Origin of the sequence: Corynebacterium sp. 11A, from assembly GCF_008930935.1 — a bacterium.
GTDB lineage: Bacteria > Actinomycetota > Actinomycetes > Mycobacteriales > Mycobacteriaceae > Corynebacterium > Corynebacterium megadyptis.
Map to the genome: position 1 here is coordinate 36,165 of NZ_PQMR01000013.1, position 19,415 is coordinate 55,579.

At 62.1% G+C, this 19,415-nt stretch carries 18 protein-coding genes and 1 tRNA gene; 12 read left to right on the forward strand and 7 right to left on the reverse strand.

The genetic code is table 11. The features are described 5' to 3' along the window. The first annotated feature begins 127 nt into the window (after positions 1 to 127). Positions 128 to 1,399: an amino acid permease gene (locus GBB18_RS09200; RefSeq protein ID WP_151548540.1), complete on the forward strand. Its 1,272-nt coding sequence runs from the start codon at positions 128 to 130 to the stop codon at positions 1,397 to 1,399. Positions 1,400 to 1,499: 100 nt separating this feature from the next. Then, positions 1,500 to 2,261 carry a cyclase family protein gene (locus tag GBB18_RS09205; protein ID WP_151641476.1) on the forward strand — a complete coding sequence of 254 codons (762 nt, stop codon included), beginning with the start codon at positions 1,500 to 1,502 and terminating at the stop codon, positions 2,259 to 2,261. On the opposite strand, the gene GBB18_RS09210 is transcribed toward GBB18_RS09205, so the two are convergent. Further along, positions 2,258 to 2,866, reverse strand: a complete 609-nt coding sequence (locus GBB18_RS09210) for a bifunctional 2-polyprenyl-6-hydroxyphenol methylase/3-demethylubiquinol 3-O-methyltransferase UbiG (protein ID WP_151548539.1) — start codon at positions 2,864 to 2,866, stop codon at positions 2,258 to 2,260. The genes GBB18_RS09205 and GBB18_RS09210 overlap by 4 nt on opposite strands. A 37-nt stretch (positions 2,867 to 2,903) precedes the next feature. Continuing rightward, positions 2,904 to 3,344: a PaaI family thioesterase gene (locus GBB18_RS09215; RefSeq protein WP_151548538.1), complete on the reverse strand. Its 441-nt coding sequence runs from the start codon at positions 3,342 to 3,344 to the stop codon at positions 2,904 to 2,906. A gap of 150 nt (positions 3,345 to 3,494) precedes the next feature. Between GBB18_RS09215 and gndA the strand changes: the two genes are divergently transcribed. The 6 genes from gndA to GBB18_RS09245 are packed head-to-tail and all read left to right on the forward strand — an operon-like array spanning position 3,495 to position 11,198. Next, a complete protein-coding gene (gene gndA, locus GBB18_RS09220) occupies positions 3,495 to 4,949 on the forward strand; it encodes an NADP-dependent phosphogluconate dehydrogenase (RefSeq protein ID WP_151548537.1) in 1,455 nt (484 codons plus the stop codon). A gap of 7 nt (positions 4,950 to 4,956) precedes the next feature. Continuing rightward, positions 4,957 to 6,315 (forward strand): DEAD/DEAH box helicase, encoded by a 1,359-nt coding sequence (locus GBB18_RS09225; RefSeq protein WP_192796004.1) that lies wholly within the window; start codon positions 4,957 to 4,959, stop codon positions 6,313 to 6,315. Between the two features lie 38 nt (positions 6,316 to 6,353). Next, positions 6,354 to 7,739 carry a hemolysin family protein gene (locus tag GBB18_RS09230; RefSeq protein ID WP_151548535.1) on the forward strand — a complete coding sequence of 462 codons (1,386 nt, stop codon included), beginning with the start codon at positions 6,354 to 6,356 and terminating at the stop codon, positions 7,737 to 7,739. Further along, positions 7,736 to 8,803, forward strand: coding sequence for a hemolysin family protein (locus GBB18_RS09235; RefSeq protein ID WP_151641478.1), 1,068 nt, complete (start codon positions 7,736 to 7,738; stop codon positions 8,801 to 8,803). The genes GBB18_RS09230 and GBB18_RS09235 overlap by 4 nt, the downstream gene beginning before the upstream one ends. Continuing rightward, positions 8,796 to 9,677: a 3-methyladenine DNA glycosylase gene (locus GBB18_RS09240; RefSeq protein ID WP_151548533.1), complete on the forward strand. Its 882-nt coding sequence runs from the start codon at positions 8,796 to 8,798 to the stop codon at positions 9,675 to 9,677. Before GBB18_RS09235 ends, GBB18_RS09240 begins: the two co-directional genes overlap by 8 nt. Before the next feature lie 57 nt (positions 9,678 to 9,734). After that, positions 9,735 to 11,198 (forward strand): hypothetical protein, encoded by a 1,464-nt coding sequence (locus GBB18_RS09245; protein ID WP_151641479.1) that lies wholly within the window; start codon positions 9,735 to 9,737, stop codon positions 11,196 to 11,198. A gap of 132 nt (positions 11,199 to 11,330) precedes the next feature. On the opposite strand, the gene GBB18_RS09250 is transcribed toward GBB18_RS09245, so the two are convergent. From GBB18_RS09250 to secA2, 5 genes are all read right to left on the reverse strand, one after another. Next, positions 11,331 to 11,873, reverse strand: a complete 543-nt coding sequence (locus tag GBB18_RS09250; protein WP_151528825.1) for a MerR family transcriptional regulator — start codon at positions 11,871 to 11,873, stop codon at positions 11,331 to 11,333. Between the two features lie 224 nt (positions 11,874 to 12,097). Continuing rightward, positions 12,098 to 12,688 (reverse strand): bifunctional nuclease family protein, encoded by a 591-nt coding sequence (locus tag GBB18_RS09255; RefSeq protein WP_151548531.1) that lies wholly within the window; start codon positions 12,686 to 12,688, stop codon positions 12,098 to 12,100. Between the two features lie 90 nt (positions 12,689 to 12,778). Next, positions 12,779 to 13,444: a MerR family transcriptional regulator gene (locus tag GBB18_RS09260; RefSeq protein WP_151641497.1), complete on the reverse strand. Its 666-nt coding sequence runs from the start codon at positions 13,442 to 13,444 to the stop codon at positions 12,779 to 12,781. Positions 13,445 to 13,633: 189 nt separating this feature from the next. Then, positions 13,634 to 14,068 carry an oxoglutarate dehydrogenase inhibitor Odhl gene (gene odhI, locus GBB18_RS09265; RefSeq protein ID WP_151548530.1) on the reverse strand — a complete coding sequence of 145 codons (435 nt, stop codon included), beginning with the start codon at positions 14,066 to 14,068 and terminating at the stop codon, positions 13,634 to 13,636. 292 nt (positions 14,069 to 14,360) lie between these two features. Further along, positions 14,361 to 16,676: an accessory Sec system translocase SecA2 gene (gene secA2 / locus GBB18_RS09270; RefSeq protein ID WP_192796005.1), complete on the reverse strand. Its 2,316-nt coding sequence runs from the start codon at positions 16,674 to 16,676 to the stop codon at positions 14,361 to 14,363. 263 nt (positions 16,677 to 16,939) lie between these two features. On the opposite strand from secA2, the gene GBB18_RS09275 reads away from it, so the two are divergent. The 4 genes from GBB18_RS09275 (at position 16,940) to GBB18_RS09290 (ending at position 19,273) form a co-directional block, all read left to right on the forward strand. After that, complete coding sequence (locus GBB18_RS09275; RefSeq protein WP_151548528.1) at positions 16,940 to 18,142, forward strand: alpha/beta fold hydrolase; 1,203 nt, start codon at positions 16,940 to 16,942, stop codon at positions 18,140 to 18,142. Next, on the forward strand, positions 18,135 to 18,578 hold the full coding sequence (locus GBB18_RS09280) for a YchJ family protein (RefSeq protein ID WP_151548527.1): 444 nt from the start codon (positions 18,135 to 18,137) through the stop codon (positions 18,576 to 18,578). Before GBB18_RS09275 ends, GBB18_RS09280 begins: the two co-directional genes overlap by 8 nt. Positions 18,579 to 18,655: 77 nt before the next feature. Beyond that, a tRNA-Pro gene (locus tag GBB18_RS09285) sits at positions 18,656 to 18,732 on the forward strand. 358 nt (positions 18,733 to 19,090) lie between these two features. Then, complete coding sequence (locus GBB18_RS09290) at positions 19,091 to 19,273, forward strand: hypothetical protein (RefSeq protein ID WP_151641481.1); 183 nt, start codon at positions 19,091 to 19,093, stop codon at positions 19,271 to 19,273. Positions 19,274 to 19,415: the final 142 nt, after the last annotated feature.

A 19,415-nucleotide genomic window follows, 5' to 3' on the forward strand; every position in this document is an offset into this window, starting at 1 on the left:
CTACGCAACAGTAGGGTTGCTAGCGTGAAAGTTATAACAATTGGGCTGAACCCAGCTGTGTGAGTGTTCGGCCCACGATCCTATCGCCAAGGCCTCGCGAGGCCTTTTCCAGAAGGGATATGTGAGTATGACCGCTCCCACTACTGTGTCGGCGCCGCAGAGCGCCACGGAGGCCCGCAGCATCAACAACAGCTGGGCGCTGAGCCTCTTTGGTACCGCTGTCGGCGCCGGCATCCTGTTTCTTCCTATCAATGCCGGCGCGGCCGGCATCTGGCCGCTGCTCATCGTCACTGTGCTCATCGGCCCGATGACCTATTTCTCCCACCGAGCGCTCGCCCGCTTCGTCTGTAAATCCCCCCGTCAGGGCGAGGACATCACTGTCGTCGCCACCGACTACTTCGGCTCGGCGTGGGGCTGGGCGATCACCATCCTCTATTTCTTCGCCATCTACCCCATCGTGCTCATCTACGGGGTATCGATCACCAACTCCGTCGATAGCCTTATCCAGAATCAGCTCGGCGGCCCCGCCATCGATCGCTGGATCCTCGCTGGGGTGCTGGTGGCCGCGATGATGGTGCCCATGGTCGTCGGCCAAAAGCTCATGCTGGCTGTCACGCAATTCTTGGTCTACCCGCTGATCATCGCTTTGCTGGGCATTTCGCTCTATCTGATTCCCACCTGGAAGTTGGACGGACTCACCGCGATGCCTGGTGCTGGGGACTTCCTCGTTTCCGTGTGGCTGATCATTCCCGTGCTGGTCTTTGCCTTCAACCACTCCCCTGCGATCTCGCAGTTCTCGCTCGCCATGCAACGTACCCACGGCCCCCGCAGCGCCGAGAACGCCTCCATCGTCTTGCGTCGCACCGCCATGCTGCTCACGGTGTTCACCATGCTCTTTGTGTGGTCCTGTGTGCTGTCTTTGGGCACGGACGGCCTCGCCGCCGCCCGCGAGGAAAACCTGCCGGTGCTCTCCTATCTCGGCAATGTGCACGACGCCCCGATCATCTCCTACCTGGCTCCGGCGATCGCCATCGTGGCTATCGTCTCCTCCTTCTTCGGCCATACCCTCGGCGCCGCCGAGGGGGCCGCCGGCATTGTGCGCCATGCCCGCCCCGAGATGGTCGATCGCCTCGGCGAGCGCACACTGATGATCGCCGTGAACGTCTTTATCGCCATAACCGCCTGGATCGCAGGGGTGCTCAACCCTTCCATTTTGGAGGTCATTGAGACGCTTTCCGGCCCAGTGATCGCTTCGATCCTGTACCTCATGCCGATGGTGGCCATCTATAAGGTCGATGCCCTCGCACCCTTTAGAAAGTACGCCTCGAACTGGTTCGTGATTGTCACCGGCATCGTCGCGATCTCGGCCGTGATCTACAAAATTATCGGCCTGTTTTAGCTACTACGCACAAGGCTTATCGACGCCCACTGCGCGCCACACCGCGTGAGTGGGCGTCGCCTGTCTGCACCCCCAGCGAAAAATAGACTATGCTGTCTACATGTCTACTTTTCCTGAACTATGGACCCTAGCCCGCTCGCTGCGCGAGGACTATCGCTGGGTGGATCTCACCCACAGTTTCCATGCCGGCCAGCCTCACTTCGGGGCGCTGCCCGATGAGACTCGCGAGCGCCTCTACACCGTGGAGGAGCATGGCTTCGAAATCGATCGCTATAGCGTTGTGGGCCAATGGGGCACGCACGTAGATCCGCCGGTGCATTTTGTTACTGGAGCTCGACCCTTGGATGAGATCCCCGTCGAACAGATGGTGCTGCCGCTGGTGGTGATCGACGCCCATGAGCAGGCTGCCGCGGATGCCGATTACAGCCCCACGGTCGAGGACATCCTGGCGTGGGAGAAGCGCCACCAGCCCATCCCAGAGGGCAGCTTTGTGGCACTACGCACTGACTGGTCGCAGCGCTGGCCCGATGCGAAGGCAATGAATAACGCCGATGCGGAGGGCATCAACCACTATCCCGCGTGGAACCCAGCCGTCGTGGAGTGGCTTATTACCGCGCGGAATATCACCGCGCTCGGGCACGAAACCACCGATACCGACCTCGGGGCGCGGGTCAGCCGCGGCGAGCTGCCCAGCGAATTACTTCTGCTACAGCATGACCGTTGGCAGATTGAGATGCTGTGCAACCTAGATCAGGTCCCTGAGGTGGGCGCGCTCATCGTGGCCTCGTGGCCGAAGCCGCTGCACGGCACGGGTTTTCCTGCTCGCGCCTTCGCTATCGTTCCGCAGCCAGCAACCCGCTAGCCGCTGAATCCCGGCAGCTGCATGCGCGGGCTGAGCACAGCCACGACAAAAGACGAGGTGGAGCGCAAGGGCTTGAGGTCCCAGCTTTCGAGCCGCAGCGAGTCGACGAACCCTGCGGCGTGGGCATCGGCGAAAAAGTCGTCGAATTCATAGCCTCGGCCCGCCCCAAAACCAATCACGGCGCGGCCGTGCGGGCCCAGAACACCATGCATGGCCTCAAGCGCCGGGAGACGACCCTCGGGCGGTAGGAAGCCCATCACATTGCCGGCACAGACGATGAGATCGAAGGGGCCAGCGGGTACCTCGCCGGCGGTAAGATCCCCGACATGCCACTCGGCGTCGGGATAGTCCTTGCGGGCGTAATCGATGAGCACCGGATCGAGGTCCACGCCCACGACGGTGTGGCCGCGCTCCGCGAGGTAGCCGCCGATACGGCCGGTGCCGCAGCCGGCGTCGAGAATGCGCGAGCCGCGCTCGGCCATCGCATCGATGGTGCGTGCCTCGCCCACGATATCGCGCCCCTCTGCGGCGAAGGCGCGCCAGCGGGCGGCGTAGTTCTCGGAATGGTCAGGGTTGGAGGCGAGCATCTCGTGCCAGGTGGGCATAGCGTCCTTTACTCAATGGGCGGCGGCCGCGAGAGGTTTATCCCTCGAGGCGGATTGTGCGCAGGGTGGTACGGGCAACAAGCCGATCGCGCTGGAAGCATTCCACGCCGATCAGCTGGGTGGTCGCGCCGTTATGCAGCGGGGCGGCAATCACCGTCACTACTCCAGCCTTGACGGAGGAGATCATATCGGTGGTGTTATTCACCCCAGCTACGGGCTGGCCATCGGCAAGAATCATAGCGAGAAGAGAGCCGGTGGACTCGGCGAGGGAGCAGAACACGCCCCCGTTGACCAGACCGAAAGGCTGCAGATGCCCCTCGGCGACAGAAATCTGGGCGCGCACCTGCTTGCGGGAGACCACGGTGTAGTTCACCCCGAGGGTGGTATCAAGCCCCGTGTTGATCTCATTGAGTTCGCTGAGTTCGGCATCGGTGAGCGGACGGGTGATAGCGGTATTCAACAACTCTGCGACAGACATACGACCAGTCTATACGCCACACGTCCTACCCCGTGAAGTCAATGGTGCTGCAACCGAATCCGCGCGGAGATGCCCGTCCTTGCTCTCTCCGCGTTAGCGTCGATGCGCTCGATATGACTCTCCTGTCACGTGACGTCTACGATTGAGCACATGTCGAATGCAGAAAAACTCGCTCCCATTGGTGTCGTTGGCCTTGCAGTAATGGGGTCCAACCTCGCCCGCAACTTCGCTCACAAGGGTCACACCGTTGCGGTGTATAACCGCAGCTACAACAAGACCGAGGCCCTCATCGCCGACCACGGCGATGAAGGAGACTTTCTGCCCGCCGCCACCATCGAGGAGTTCGTAGCCTCGCTGGAGCGCCCCCGTCGCGCCATCATCATGGTGCAGGCCGGTAAGGCCACCGATGCCGTGATCGAGCAGCTTGCCGACGCCATGGATGAAGGCGACATCATCATCGATGGTGGCAATGCGCTGTACACCGATACCATCCGTCGTGAAGCAGAGCTCAGCTCCCGCAACCTGCACTTCGTTGGCGCCGGCATCTCCGGCGGCGAGGAAGGCGCTCTCAATGGGCCGGCCATCATGCCCGGCGGCTCCGCCGAATCCTATGAATCGCTCGGCCCGCTGCTGGAGTCCATTTCGGCCCACGTGGACGGGGTGCCCTGCTGCACCCATATCGGCCCCAATGGTGCCGGCCACTTCGTGAAGATGGTGCACAACGGCATCGAGTACGCGGATATGCAGGTCATCGGCGAGGCCTATCACCTGCTGCGCTACGCGGCTGGAATGACTCCCCAGGAGATCTCCGAGGTGTTTTCTGAGTGGAACAACGGCGATCTGGACTCCTACCTCGTGGAGATCACCGCCGAGGTGCTCAAGCAGGTGGATGCCGAGACCGGCACCCCCTTGGTCGACATCGTGGTGGATGCCGCCGGGCAAAAGGGCACGGGCCGCTGGACCGTCAAGGCCGCCCTCGATCTCGGAATCCCCGTGACTGGTATTGGCGAGGCCGTGTTCGCCCGCGCCCTCTCCGGCGATCGCGCGATGCGTGCCGCGACCTCCGGTGAGCTCGCCTCCGGTTCCCTGCGCACCCTCGAGGATCTCGGCGTGACGCGCGAGGACTTCATTAACGATGTCCGCTCCGCTCTCTACGCCTCCAAGCTGGTGGCCTACTCGCAGGGATTCGACGAGATTAAGGCCGGCTCCGCCGAGCACGGCTGGGACGTCGACCCCCGCGATCTCGCCACCATTTGGCGCGATGGCTGCATCATTCGCGCGAAGTTCCTGGATCGTATCCGCGAGGCCTATGACTCCACCCCGGAGCTGACCTCGCTGCTGCTCGATCCCTACTTCCGGGCAGAGATGGAGCAGAGCATGGATGCCTGGCGTCGCGTGGTGGTTATCGCCACCCAGCTGGGTCTGCCCATTCCGGTCTTCGGTTCCTCGCTGTCCTACTACGATTCTTTGCGCTCCTCGCGCCTACCCGCCGCGCTCATTCAGGCGCAGCGTGACTACTTTGGCGCCCACACCTATGAGCGCATCGACCGTCCGGGCAGCTTCCACACCCTCTGGAGCGGTGACCGCACCGAGGTCGAAGCCTAGGAGTACTGTGCGCACCTTCAGGGATCTCGCTTTACCCGATCAGCTCGTTCACGAGCTCACCCGCCGTGAGCTCACCCACCCGACGGCGATCCAGGAGGCGACGATCCCTGATGCGCTGGCGGGGGCCTCGGTTATCGGCCGCAGCCATACCGGATCGGGGAAAACCTATGCCTTTGCCCTGCCGCTGATCACGCGGCTCGCCACCGATGAGCGGCTCTCTCGCACCTCCGTGCCTGGCCAGCCACGCTCACTCATTCTCGCCCCCACCCGCGAATTAGCACAGCAGATCACCGATCGTATCGAGGATCTTGCTGCCGCGGTGGGGCTACGCACCCTCGTGCTCAGCGGCGGAGTGCCCATCGCCACCCACCGTACCCAGCTGGCCGCCCCAGTGGATATCGCCGTGGCCACCCCCGCGCGGCTGCTCGATCTGCGCCGACGGAAGTTACTGAGCCTAGATGCGGTGGAGATCTTCGTCGTCGATGAGGCCGATCACCTCACCGAGGTGGGCTTTGCCCCGCAGCTTGATGCCATCGCGGCCCGGATACCCGAGAGCGCCCAAAGGCTGGTGTTTTCCGCCACGGTGGATCAGAGCACCCGGCGGCTGGCTCCGCATGCCCGCGTCCACGAGCTCTCTGATGGCGCGGCCACCGCCGCGGTCGAGGGTTTGAGCCAGTGGTTGGTGATGGTGCGCACGAAGGAGCAACGCGACGCGCTCATTCATCGCCTCGCTCGCCGGAGCGCGAGCACGATCATCTTCTGCTCCACGAAGGAAGACGTCGATCGCTACGCCCGCGATACCGGCGCCTGCTCGGTACACTCCGATCGCACCCAAGCCCAGCGCACCGCGGCCGTGGAGCGCTTCTCCTCCGGCGAGGCGCCCGTGTTGATCTGCACCGATATTGCCGCCCGCGGCATCGATATCGCCAATATTGACCTGGTGGTGCACCTCGGTCTGGCCTTCGACCCGAAGTCCTTTGTGCATCGCTCCGGCCGTACCGCTCGCTCCGGCGCGACAGGCAATAGCCTGAGCATTATCGACGCTAACCGCCAGCGCCGCGCCGAGGAGCAATTCCGCAGCGCCGGGGTTACTCCCCGCCAGCTGGAACTCGATTCCGCCGAGCTCGCCTCGCTGATCGGTCCACTTCGCCAGACCCGCCCCTCCCAGAGCGAATCTGCACGTACGCAGTCAGGAGGGCGCGCGGGCAAGAAGTCGAGCTCTGGCTCCCGCCGCTCTGCTGCGGATTCGCGCGGCGGCGCGCAGCAGCCCGCGCAGGGTGGGCGCCGCGGGTTTCGGCCGAAGAAGAAAAAGGGCGGCGCCTGGGGCAAAGGCTCTGTGACGACACGCCGACATATTCCCACGTAGGATAGACAGTTCGGTATTGTTTTAGCCGATCAACAATTATGGATATACTTTTCAGCATTCTGGCTCTCCTCGGCTTTGTGGCATTGACCGCCGGCACGGGACTGTTCGTGGCAATCGAGTTCGCTCTCACCGGGCTCGAGCGCTCCACCATCGATAACCACGTCGCGCACAAAAAAGACGCTGTCTCTCAGCGCGTTCGCGATGCCCACGAGAATCTCTCTTTCGAACTCTCCGGTGCCCAATTGGGCATCACCATCACCACCCTGGCAACGGGCTATTTGGCGGAGCCGGTCTTAGCCCGCTTCTTCACCCCGCTGCTGGAATTAGTCGGCCTATCGGAGCGGGCGGCCTCGCCCATAGCTTTGATCCTCGCCCTGATCGTGGCCACCTTCTTGTCCATGATTTATGGCGAGCTCGTGCCCAAGAACATGGCGATCACGGACCCGTGGGCCACCGCCCGCGTGGTGGTCACCCCTGTGCAGTGGTTTAACAAGGCACTCAAGTGGTTTATCACCGCATTGAACTCCTCGGCCAACTTTATTGTGCGCAAGCTCGGTATCGAGCCCGCCGATGAGCTGGCCAGCGCCCGCTCCGCCCAAGAGCTGGGCGCTTTGGTGCGTAACTCCGCCCAAGTTGGCACCTTCGATGTGTCCAAGGCGCGCATGATTGATCGGGCGCTGAAGTTCGGTGAAGCCACCGCCGAGGAGTTTATGACTCCCCGCTCTACTATTTTGTTCCTGCACAGCACGGACTCGGTGGAGGATTTGGTCCAGCTGGCGCTGGAGTCCGGTCATTCCCGCTTTCCCGTGGTGGACGACGATCTCGACGACACCATCGGCGTCGTGCACATCAAAAACGCGTTCTCCATCCCCACGCACCGGCGCCCCGAGGTGCCGGTGGCGCAGCTGGCCCGCGAAGTCAATACCGTGCCCGATTCCCTCGATGGGGATGCCGTGCTCAATGCGGTACGCTCCGCCGGCTCCCAAATGGTGTTGGTCGCCGATGAGTATGGCGGCACCGCCGGCATCGTCACGATTGAGGATGTGGTCGAGGAGCTGCTCGGCGAGGTCTACGACGAACACGACGATGCCGAGGCAGAAAAGGACTTCCGCCGCGTTGGCGATTCTTGGGAGGTTGCCGGGCTGGTTCGCGTCGACGAGCTCGCCGAAGCCATTGGTTATGCCGCCCCCGATGATCACCGCTATGAAACTGTCGGCGGGCTCATCATGACGTGTTTGGGTCGCATCCCCCAGCCGGGCGACGTCGTTCTGCTCCCGCTCACGGAGCACGATATGCGCGATGAATTTGAAACCGGCATGACCGGACGCTGGATCGCCTCGGTCGCGGCCATGGACGATCGCCGCGTCGAACGCGCATTCTTTACCTCTATCAGCAACGAAGAAGCAGCGGAGTACGCCTCATGAGTGGAATCCAAGCAATCATCTTCGCCATTTTCCTTTTAGCTCTCAACGGCTTCTTTGTCGCCGCCGAATTCTCGCTCATCTCCTCGCGCAAGGACCGCATCGACGCGCTCATTGCCCAAGGAAAAACGCGGGCAAAGAAGGTGGAATACGCCACGGAGCATCTCTCCATCATGCTTGCCGGCGCGCAGCTGGGCATCACTATCGCCTCGCTGCTGCTCGGTAAAGTTGGCGAGCCAGCAATCGCGCACCTTTTGGAACGCCCCTTCGGTGCCCTCGGTGTACCCGAATCCTTTTTGCACGCGATTTCCTTCGCGATCGCCTTGGCGGTCATCACTTTCTTGCACATTCTCGTTGGCGAGATGGTGCCGAAGAATATCGCCCTCGCCGGCCCCGAAACTCTGGCCATGATCCTGGTTCCGGCCCACATTCTCTTTGTGAAGATCATGCTGCCCATCCTGAACTTCATGAATTGGGTGGCACGGCACACCCTGCGACTCTTCGGCATCGAGCAAAAAGACGAGCTGGATTCCGCAGTGGACACCGAGCAGCTGGCCATTATGGTCTCTGAGTCCCGCTCCGAAGGGCTTCTCGACGCCGAGGAGCATGCCCGCCTCGCCAAGGCTCTACGCACCGATAAGCGCTCGGTGCGCGAGGTGCTCATCCGGAAGGAAGATGTCCACGCTATTCCCTTCGGCGAGCGCGGCCCCACCGTGCAGCAGCTGGAGGAAGCCGTCAATGAGACCGGCTATTCCCGCTTCCCCATCACCGGGGCCACGGGCAACTATCTCGGCTATGTCCACATCAAGGACGTGCTTGATCGCCTCGCCTCCTCGCGTTCCTCGCAGCAGGACGTGATCCCACGCTCCCAGATCCGACAGCTGATCAATATCGACGCCTCCGGCGTGCTGGATCAGACCCTTCGGCGGATGCGTAGTAGCTCCGCCCACATGGCACAAGTACGCGATCGCGGCCAGCTCATCGGCGTGATCACCCTCGAGGATCTCATCGAGGAGTACGTGGGCAACGTGCGTGACTGGACCCACGAGGACACCGCAGATGCCTGATCTGCTCGCCACTGCCGAGTGGCAGCGGCGACGCAGGGAGCATGAGCGTCGCGTCGACGCGCTCACCGAGCAGCACCTGCGCCGTCGCTCACGGCAGGAAAAGCACCCAGTGTGGGACTTCATGTTCGACTACTATCCCTTCTCCCCCGGCAAGATGCGCCGGTGGCATCCGGGGATGGACTGCGCGCTGATAGGCGATGCCCCGCACGCCCAGTGGTCCTTCTATCGCTCCACCGGCGCTGGGGATGAGGCCCGCACCAGCGTGAATCTGTCTGCCCTTGCCCCTAAGCGGGTCCGCCTCTGGCGCTTCCTCGCCGAGCTGCTGCAGCGCGAGGAGACGAACCCCGCCCGTTTCGATTGCTTTGGCATGCACGAGTGGGCCATGGTCTATCGTACCGATGAGGCCCGCCACGAGCTGCCGCTCCGCTTGGGCGCTGCCGGCACAGATGCGGTGGTCGAGGCCCATGGCCCGCTGAAGTGCACCCACTACGATGCCTTCCGCTTCTACACCCCGCCGGCGCGCCCACTGAATATCCGGCCCTTGCAGCGCGAGGATCAACTCAGCTGCGAACAGCGCGGCTGTCTGCACGCCACCATGGACCTGTATAAGTGGTCCTTCAAGATGCTGCCGGTGGTACCCAGCGAGCTTGTTATCGACGCCTTCGAGCTGGCCTGCGAGGCACGCACCCTCGACATGGAGGCCTCCCCCTATGATTGCCGCGGCCTCGGCTTCGGCAGTGTTGCCGTGGAAACCGCCGCGGGCAAAGCCGAGTATGTGGCCCGCCAGCGCGCGCTGTCTCGCGCCGCCGAGCCGATCCGACACCGTCTGCGTTACTACGTCGAGCGTGCTCTTGCCACTACACTTAATGAGTGAGTCTTGAACCACAGCTAAAGGTTCACACTAATCACAATGTGAGGAAGAGGTGCACCCGTGGCCCGTCACGCATCCGGAGAATCTAATTACCGGCTATCGAAGGAGCTCATCACCGCAGCCGCGGTGATGATTGCACTGGTCATAGCTCTCGTCGTGTGGCTTGCGGTGCGCTCATCCGCCGATAGCGCTGATAGTAGCTTCGCCAAAGAGTGCATCGAGGGCGATCTGCCGGTGCCCGTAGCGGTCAGCTCCTCCACCCCCGATGCGGTGGTCTCCTCGCTTGTCGACGACTACGCGCAGAGCAGCCCCGTGGTCAAAGATCATTGCGTGAGCCTGAACACCGTCGACGATCCCGCCAGCGCCGCCGTGTTCATCTCCACCGGAACCCGCGGCGAGGTGCAACGTCAGCTGGATGCTGCACGGCTTTCTCCCGCCAGCGATACCTGGGCCATCGCTGCAAGCACCCCGGTTGGTTTGGCCTTTAAGCCCGATTCCCCGGCCCCGACTCAGGGCTGGGATGCCCAGCCCGCCGAGCGTGTGTTCTACCCCGAGCCGACCCAGAATCCGGCCGCCGCGTTAGTCGCCGCCGCTGTCTCCAAAGCAAACCCCGATACCGGTGCACAGCTGCTCAAGGACAATACCCTGCCCTCTTTCGAGCCCGCAGCCGAGAGCCAACTCCTCGCGGTGACCGAGTCTGAGACCCCCGAGGGCATGGACTTCTTCGCCCCCGATGACACCCAGGTTCCTACCTTCGTGGTGCCGCTGGTGACCCATGACGTCATCTCGGAGGAACAGTCCCGCGCCGGGGCGCATTTCGCCAAGTTCGTCACCGCCCACAATGAGGGCGCCGAGGACAAGTCCGTCACCTGGGCCACCACCGCCGATATTCTCAGCGAGCGTTATGCCCAGGTTCCGGAAGAATCCACCGGCTCGACCACGCAGCCGATCAACCACACCCTGCTACTGCTCGATACCTCCGAGGCGATGAATGCCTCGCCCTCTGGGCACTCCCTCTATGCCGAAACCGCCCGCATCGCCGATCCCCTGGTGGTCTCCGCGATCCGCGGCGGCGGCACGGTGGCCTTGTGGAACTACTCGTCCCCGCTCAACCCCGGTGTGACCAAGGGGTGGCGCAATAACATCGCCTTCAGCAGCGATAGCACCGCCATCATCGACGCCATGAAGCGCTTCGGCACCGGTGGGAAGCCCCAGACCCGCGAGGCCCTGGCCGCCGCCCTGCCCGCCGCCGCCGACTATGCCGCGAGCACCGGCGAGGCCGTGCAGATCGTGCTCGTGACCTCCGGCACCGTCGATCCGATGAACGATGAGCAGCTGCGCACGATCCTGCAGCGCTACGCGGACGCCAATGTGCAGCTCGACGTGCTCACCGTCGGTGGCGGAGCAGAGGACACAGTGGTCACCGACTTCGCGCGCAGCACCGGCGGTCATGTCGGCACAGCCACCGACACCCCCGAGATCGCCGAGGGGCTGCAGCAGTCCTTCGGTATCGAGCGCCCCTAAGCCACAGACACATCAGGGCTACTACGCAGCAGAGTGACTCTACTGCGTATGCTTTTGGGATAAGCGGACATGCCACAGCCCAGGGATAGAATCCACCAACTATCCCTGGGCTGTGTGCCGTTAAACGAGTGTTTAGGAGCTGCGACGGCGACGTCGAATAGCGAGCTCGTCTTCCACCTCGAGCTCGGCATCGCCATCGATGCGCTCGGACGGGAATGCAGAGATGGTGCCGGTGAGCTCCTTCATGATGCCCGGCACGGCGATACCGAAGACGCCTTGGCCGTCGGCGAGAAGGTCGATAACCTCCTCCGAGGAGCGGCACTCGTAGACGGTGGTGCCGTCGGAGACGAGAGTAATGGTGGCGAGATCGTCCACGCCAAGATCGCGGAGTTTATCCACCGCGAGGCGGATGTTCTGCAGGGAGATACCCGTGTCCAACAGTCCCTTGACGATCTTCAGCACGAGAATGTCTTTGAAGGAGTACAGACGCTGTGAGCCCGAGCCGCGGGCGCTGCGGATCGACGGGGTCACGAGCTTGGTGCGCGCCCAGTAATCCAGCTGCCGGTAGGTGATATTCGCTACCTGGCAGGCGATAGGAACGCGGTAGCCAACCTCTTCGTCGGGCCCCATGGTGAAGAGGGATTCTTGCACGCCGTGGGTGGTGGATTCAGACATGTGTAATTTCTCCCTTGTTATTTTTCTCTCAGGATACGTGTCCCATAGTGTTCAGGTACAGCCCGCGTTCATTATGAGACACACGTTTCGCTCTTATGCCTCCGGATCAGGAGTGCTTACTCAGAATACTGAGAACACCGTGAGCCACAGTGGAGACACGCCGAAACTCTAAACCTTTAGTTTAAGCTTAGGCCGCCTGAATCACTTTGTCACCTTTTGTCACACTAGCGGTCAGTTTTATCGTCCCCATTGCTATCGCCGCGCAGGTCGGATTCTTCGACTCCCATCGAGCGCAACAGGGACTCAAAGTCTGCATCTGCTTGGGCATCACCGGAGGCCGAGGAGAATTCATCCGCGGTATCACTGACATCATCGCAGTCGATGCCGAAGCCGCGAGAGAGATCATCGGCGGAGACGAACACCCCCGTGCGGCACAGCACATCCTCGGCCACGGAGATCGGGAGCTCTTCCTCTCGAGCCACTAAGATCGCATCCGAGGGGCGCATATCCAGCACGGTGCCATCGCCACAGACCAAGCTGGCGGTGAAGCGACCGCGGACATAGCCGTCGATACGCACCTCCATCGCGGAGCCGGCGTGCGAGTCAGCGAGCTGTAAGAGCACATCATGGGCGCGGGGACGCACCGGTGCTCTCCCCTGCTCGCGCGAGGCGATGGCAGCTGCGGCGTCCTCGCCAATCCAGATGGGAAGAATGCGGGTGGTGCCGACGACGCGGAGGAATATGACGTTATAGTCCTCGGGCGGAATCACGAACACACCGTGATAGACGAGATCAATAAAACTGCGATCATTCATGGGAGTAGCGTCCTTATACTCACTGCTAAAAAAGAGCCACGATGTAGCGGCGCTACTCCGTGACTCTCATGGTGGTGTTTCTCGGTGCGGCTAGGAGCGAAGATCGTTTTTCACCAAGCTCGCATGCAGCGACACCACCAAGGCGGTGAGCTGCTCGGAAATCTCTTGGGCCTTGTGCTTGGCCACGTCCGAGCCCGACTGCGCGACTGGGGTGGTTACCTGGGAAATCAGATCTGCTTGGCGGCGCGCCGAATGACGCACCGACTTCAGGTGGCGAACATCGAAACCGAATTCCGTGAGCGCCCGCGCGGTGGAGGCCACACGCACATCATCGGCGGTGAAGAAACCAGCGGGATCGGCGCTAATCAAGCCTGCGCCGGCGAGCTCGCGGACAAATTCCTTGTCTACGTCGGCCTGCGCCGCGACGTCATCGTCGGTCAGCCGTGTAATGGCTGGGGCCCGGAACTCTTCCGGTCTGATGATCGGCTCCACCTTCGTGGCGCTGAGCAGCGCGGTCACCTCGCCGGAGTCCATGGCCTCGAGCTGCTGGCGGATGACCTTCAGCGGCGTGTAGTTATCGCGCTGTGTCACCAAGATGTAGCGGAGACGCTCAACATCCTTGTCCGTGAAGCGGCGATAGCCGGAGGGAGTGCGGGAGGGTGTGATGAGGCCCTCGGATTCGAGGAAGCGAATCTTAGACACCGTCACATCAGGGAACTCGCCCCGCAGGCGCTCCAGCACCACGCCGATGGACATGGTCTGCTGGCGCGCATGACGCAGTGGCTTCACGCTGCCGTCTTTAGAATCCCGTAGTGCGCTCACGTTGTTTTTACCCTTAGGTTTCTTCTTTTGATCTTTCGGTTCACGTGGTGCCGCTTAGCGCATCTACGCCGGCGACACGACCCGTATGCATCCTTTGTAGCCTAGCCGAGGGCTGGGGCGCTACTACTTCTTCGGACCTGCTAGGAAAACGAGGCGGAACTTGCCGATCTGCACCTCATCACCCGTGTGCAGTGCCTCAGCGTTCTTCGGCTCGCGGTTGACGTAGGTGCCGTTGAGGCTTCCCACGTCTACTACTTCGAACTGGCCCTCGCCATCGCGACGGAACTCGGCGTGGCGACGAGACACGGTGACGTCATCAAGGAAAATATCGCTCTCTGGGTGGCGCCCCGCGGTGGTGGTCTCCTGGTCGAGCAGGAAACGCGAACCCGCGTTCGGGCCCCGCTTAACCACCAGCAATGCCGCCCCCTCGGGCAGGTTGCCCGCGCCAGCATTCGCCGGTGCAGCCTGAGCACCAGACTCCATTTCCTTAAGCAGATCAGCGCGGAAAACAGATGTAGTCTCCACCTGATTCTGGGAAACGTCAGTGTTGTCACTCATTGAGAAAAACCTCCGGTTGCTCGAGCACAGTGTGTCTTCGCCCCTCACCGCGGGTGCGGTGGCTGCCGTAGCGCTGGGTGAACAAAATCGTCTGCCCTACGGAATCTATCAAGCACAGCTCGTCGCTGCAGGGTCGTAATGTCTACATCATACGTGGCGTAGTAGCTCTTGGGTGTGTAAGCCCAGTGCCTGAGCCCGTTACGATTGCGTAACAAAACCTTAGCGCGCTGGGCAGCCTCCCCCACGGCCGACATGGCCTATGAGCTTCATCACACGCCGGTGATGAGGGGAGTTATCGGAACATTCCTGATATCCCGCCCATCACCGATTTACCGCTGCCGGACAAGGGGTTGTCATTGACCATGTAGGTCCATGTGGCCGAGGGGCGCACGAGCCCCTCATCGCCGAGGTGCGCACCTTCGTTATCGATCAGCACGTCCTCGAAGCTCTGCACGGCATCATCCACGGCCTGCTGCACGAGCTGTTTGAACTCGGAAACGGCAATGCGGTGGAACTCGTCGATGGGTGTTTCTTTCGCAATCGCCCGCAGGTGAATGGATTCGCGGACGTCGTCGAGAAGCGCGAGATGCTCACTCCAGCCATAGTCCAAGTGATAGAGCATGATCTCGCGGGCAGCCTGCACCAACGTCTCATGCTCCACTGTCTTCTCCAGCTCAGCGGTGCGCTGGGGGCTGCGCTGCCGGAACTCCTCGAGTGCCTGCTCGGAATGCAGCAGGCGCTGGCGCCGCTCATCGATGATCACCCGCTGATCTGCCAGCAGCTTGTTGTATTTCCAGGTCTGGGCGTGGATCTCCAGCAGCTGGCCTTCGGTGACGCGCTGACAGTGCTCGATAAAGTCGCGCACCTTCTTCGAATCAATAGCCCCGGCAGCATCTGGGCGGGCGTGGATCTGCGTGCCCCCGCCGCCGGCATGCACCACATCATCGTCGAGGGCAACAAAAAACACCGAGCTACCGGGATCACCTTGGCGTCCGGCACGCCCGCGCAGCTGATTATCGAGTCGGGCGGTGCGATGCCGCGCGGTACCGATCACGGCAAGTCCGCCACGCTCCACCACGGCGTCGTGATCGGCCTCATCGGCGCCGCCGAGCCGGATATCGGTGCCGCGGCCGGCCATCTGGGTGGAGACCGTCACCCGCCCGAGATCGCCGGCCTCAGCGACGATGGTGGCCTCCTCGGCATCGTTTTTCGCATTGAGCACGCTGACCGGGATATCGCGCTCTGCAAGGGCTGCGGCCAGCTCCTCGGATTCGGCCACGTCGTGGGTGCCCACCAACACCGGCTGGTTCCGGCGATGCAACTTGTCGATCTCCTCCACAATCGCCGTGTTCTTCTCGGCGATGGTGGCATAGATACGGTCTTGTTCATCGAAGCGCTGCAGCGGCGTATCCCGCTCGATCACCGATACCCGCAGGTCATAGAATTGGCGCAGCTGATCGGTGGCCTCCACCGCGGTGCCGGTCATGCCGCAAACCAGCGGATAGCGCTTCATCAGCGCCTGTAGCGTGATGGTATCGAGGATGCGCCCGCCATCAGACACCACTAGACCTTCTTTTGCCTCCACTGCGGCTTGCAGCCCGTCAGGCCATCGTTGCAAGTCGGCGACGCGCCCGCGGGAGGCGTCGATAAGCGAAACCTTGCCCTCGCGCACGATATAGTGCACATCCCGAATCAGCAGCGCTTGGGCGTGCAGCGCGAGATTGACGTGCACCAAGGTAGTGCCGATGTGCTCCTCGTCGTAGAGAGTGTCAATGCCCAGGACCTCTTCCACATAGTGCGCGCCAGCGTCATTGAGAAACACATTGCGCCGCTCATCATCGACATCGAAGTGTTCGCCTTCTTTGAGTCGACGCACTATTTCGGTGATCCGCCCGGTCGGCGCCGTGGACTGATCCGTGCCCGCCAGCACCAGCGGCACCAGAGCTTGATCCACCAGCACCGAATCGGCCTCGTCGACGATCGCCACATCCGCACCCGATTGCACCGCATCCTCGGCGCGGGTGATGAGCTGATCCCGCAAGACATCGAATCCAATTTCATTGACCGAGCTGTACACCACGTCCGCGGCATAAGCGTGACGACGCTGCGCTGCAGTCATTTTTTCCGAAATGAACGACACGCTCACTCCAAAGGGGCGGAACACGCTCTCCATCCGGGTGGCATCGCGCTGCGCAAGATAGTCATTGACCGTGATCACATGCACCCGCTGGCCCTGCAGGGCAAAGCCCACCGCCGCCATGGCCCCAGCCAGCGTCTTTCCCTCACCGGTGGCCATCTGGATCACATCGCCGGCCAGCAGCCGCTGCGCGGCCTGGTACTGCGAGATAAACGGCTCCTCGTCATGGGCAGCGGCACTGCAGGCGCCAATGGCGGCGAGAAGCCGTGGCATATCGCTGATCGTGGTACCCGCGGCACGCGGGCTGCCGGATAAACACTCCGCCGCCACCGCCGCGGCATGGTCGCCGCCAAGAGCGGAGCCCTCGCTGCGCAGAATCTGCTGCGCCTGCTCGGCTATACCCAAGCTCTTCTTCTCGTGCTTGGTCTCCTTCGCTCCGAGCGCCTTCCAAAACCACTTCATGCCAGCCACTGTTTTTGGCCATCCTCCTCGAACAGCTCCCAAGATTGGCCGTGGGCCCACCCCAGAAGTCATCGCGTGCTATCGGTGTTCCAGCTTAGCGCTCGCCCCAGACACTCTCGGCAGCCTCCCAGACGCACTCATCCCACCTCTCCAAGAAATCCGGCACCACTCAGCCGCCCATTGCTTGCCTAAATACCCAGCTCGGAAGGCCTTTATAGAGAGGCGCTGAGGCGTCGGTGAAGCCGCGGCGAACACTGATTAGACTGGGCAGCATGCACTCAGTCTCAGTGAAACTACCGTCCTCCACCGGCTCGCTCATGGCAGGAACCCTCGACCTTCCCGATGGCACTCCCAAAGCCTTCGCCATGTTTGTCCACTGCTTCACTGGCTCCCGTTTCACCCCGGCGGCCTCTCGAGTGTCCAAGACACTCGCCGATGAGGGCATCGCCTGCCTGCGCTTCGATTTCCCGGGCCTGGGACAATCAGAAGGCGAGTTTTCCCGCACCTCGTTTAGCTCAAATGTCGCCGATATCCGCGCCGCCTATGAGTGGCTCGAGAGCAACTACGAGGCACCGCAATTACTAGTGGGGCACTCCCTCGGCGGGGCGGCCGCACTGCGGGCCGTATCCGCCAGCACGATCGAGCGCATGCGCGGAATCCGCGCGGTGGCCACTATTGGCGCCCCCTTCGACCCCGCGCACGCCGTGCTGCATTTCGCCGACCGTATCGGCGATGTGGATGAGCATGGCGCAGTGACCCTGAAGCTCGGCGGGCGCGATATCACTATTTCCCGCGAATTCCTCGAGGATCTCGCCGAGGTCAATCCGGAAAGCTACCTGCACCGGCTCAAGGTGCCCCTGCTGTTGCTGCACTCCCCCGTGGACCAGACGGTGGGCATTGATAATGCCCAGAAGATCTTCCTCTGCGCCCGCTACCCGAAGTCACTGGTGGCGTTGGATAAGGTCGATCACTTGGCCACCCGCCCTGGGGCCGCGCAGCGCGCCGCGCATCTCATCGCCACGTGGGTAAGCCCTTATCTGCAATCGACGGCCGACTCCGAAGCCGAGGATGTCCTGCCCGAGGGCGTGGCCCAAGCACAGTCCATTCCCGCCGGAGCATTCACGGACTTGGTCCACACCGGCTCACGCAGCTTCACCACCGACCGCGAAAAGGAACTCGGCGGCAAAAACCTCGGTATCGCGCCCAGCTCCTTGCTCATTGCTGCGCTCGCCGCGGCCACCTCCGAGGAAATCCGCGCCGCTGCCCGCGAGTCGCGCATTCGCGAGCTGGAGGACGTCCGGGTCTCCGTGACCACGGTGGTCGGGGCCGACTCCGACCAGCCGGTGCTGCGCCGCAATATCTCCCTGATCGGCAATCTCAGCGATGAGCAGCGCGCAGAACTGCTCGCTGCGCGCGACAACTCCCCTGTCGCCGCCATGCTCTCCCACGTCCGGATCGAGGATATCGATGACTAACGCGCCGGGTCGCATCCTTGATGCGGATGACCGTTGCCCCTGCTGCTCTGGGCAGAACTACGGCGAGTGCTGCGGTATCTACCACGGAATCAGGTGCTCCTGGGATGTTACCTGTGCGCCGCCGGCCCCCACGGCCGAGGCCACCATGCGCGCCCGCTTCACCGCCTTCGCTGTAGGCCACGGCGACTATCTACTCGCCACCTGGGCACCAGAGGATACGCCGGCGCGTTTATCGCTTAATGGTGAATCGGTGAGGCTCTACCGGCTCGACATTCTCGAGACCACCCAGGGCGGCCCCATGGACGATGTAGGAACGGTCAGTTTTGCCGCCTATCATCGCGGCCCGAACGGCCCCTTTATTCAACGGGAACGATCTCTGTTCCGCCGCCGCGCCGGGCTCTGGTTCTACACCAAGAGAATGCCTCTGACCTGCTGATTGGACTCTCCAGCCAACACTGCTGTAATCTACTCGCTGTTGGAACACGCCGCCCCCGTGGCGCGGGTGAACAACATCGGACTGTGGCGCAGCTTGGTAGCGCACTACACTGGGGGTGTAGGGGTCGCAGGTTCAAATCCTGTCAGTCCGACCAGTAACCCCGTTAACCGTCTCGGTTAACGGGGTTTCGCATGTCAACTAGGGTTTTACGACGGAGCCAGTTGAGCACCATAGGATGCAAAGGCATAGATTTTGCTCGCCGTTCCCGGCGCCTCAACCCCTAGCGCAAAATATCTGAACCTGTGTGGCAAATCTAGACGAGGTCAATTCAGCAGCATAAAAGTTCCGCACGGTACAAGCGGAGAGGCCGCCACAAGGCCGTGTACCGCGCCCACTGGCCATCTTGGACAATCTAGGGGGAGTCATGGGGCAAGACTCGAGCAATCAGAACGCTTACGCTCACGATTACGAGGTAGGGACACGTCTGAAGCGCATTACCGCCGCTGAGCCCCGTGAAAAAACTGCTAGCCGACCGCCAGACGAAAAAGGACCAGCATGACGGCTTTCACGACGCTCTGATCGGTACCAAAAAAATCACCGGCGCCACCAGCTTGACTATCCACCTGAAGCGTAAGCACAATTCCCCGCAACGTTTCTTATCTATCAGTGGTCGCGAGCCCACCGAGAATGAGTGAACCGTCGCCTTAACGGACGATTGTCATTAGAAGTTAAATGAAGGCAGGCTAGACGCTCCTGCTGAAGCCACAAAACGCGCAGGCTATGAAGAAGCAGAACGACCTGTTGAAGGCGCAGGAGCTCCTCGAGCATATTTAAGGC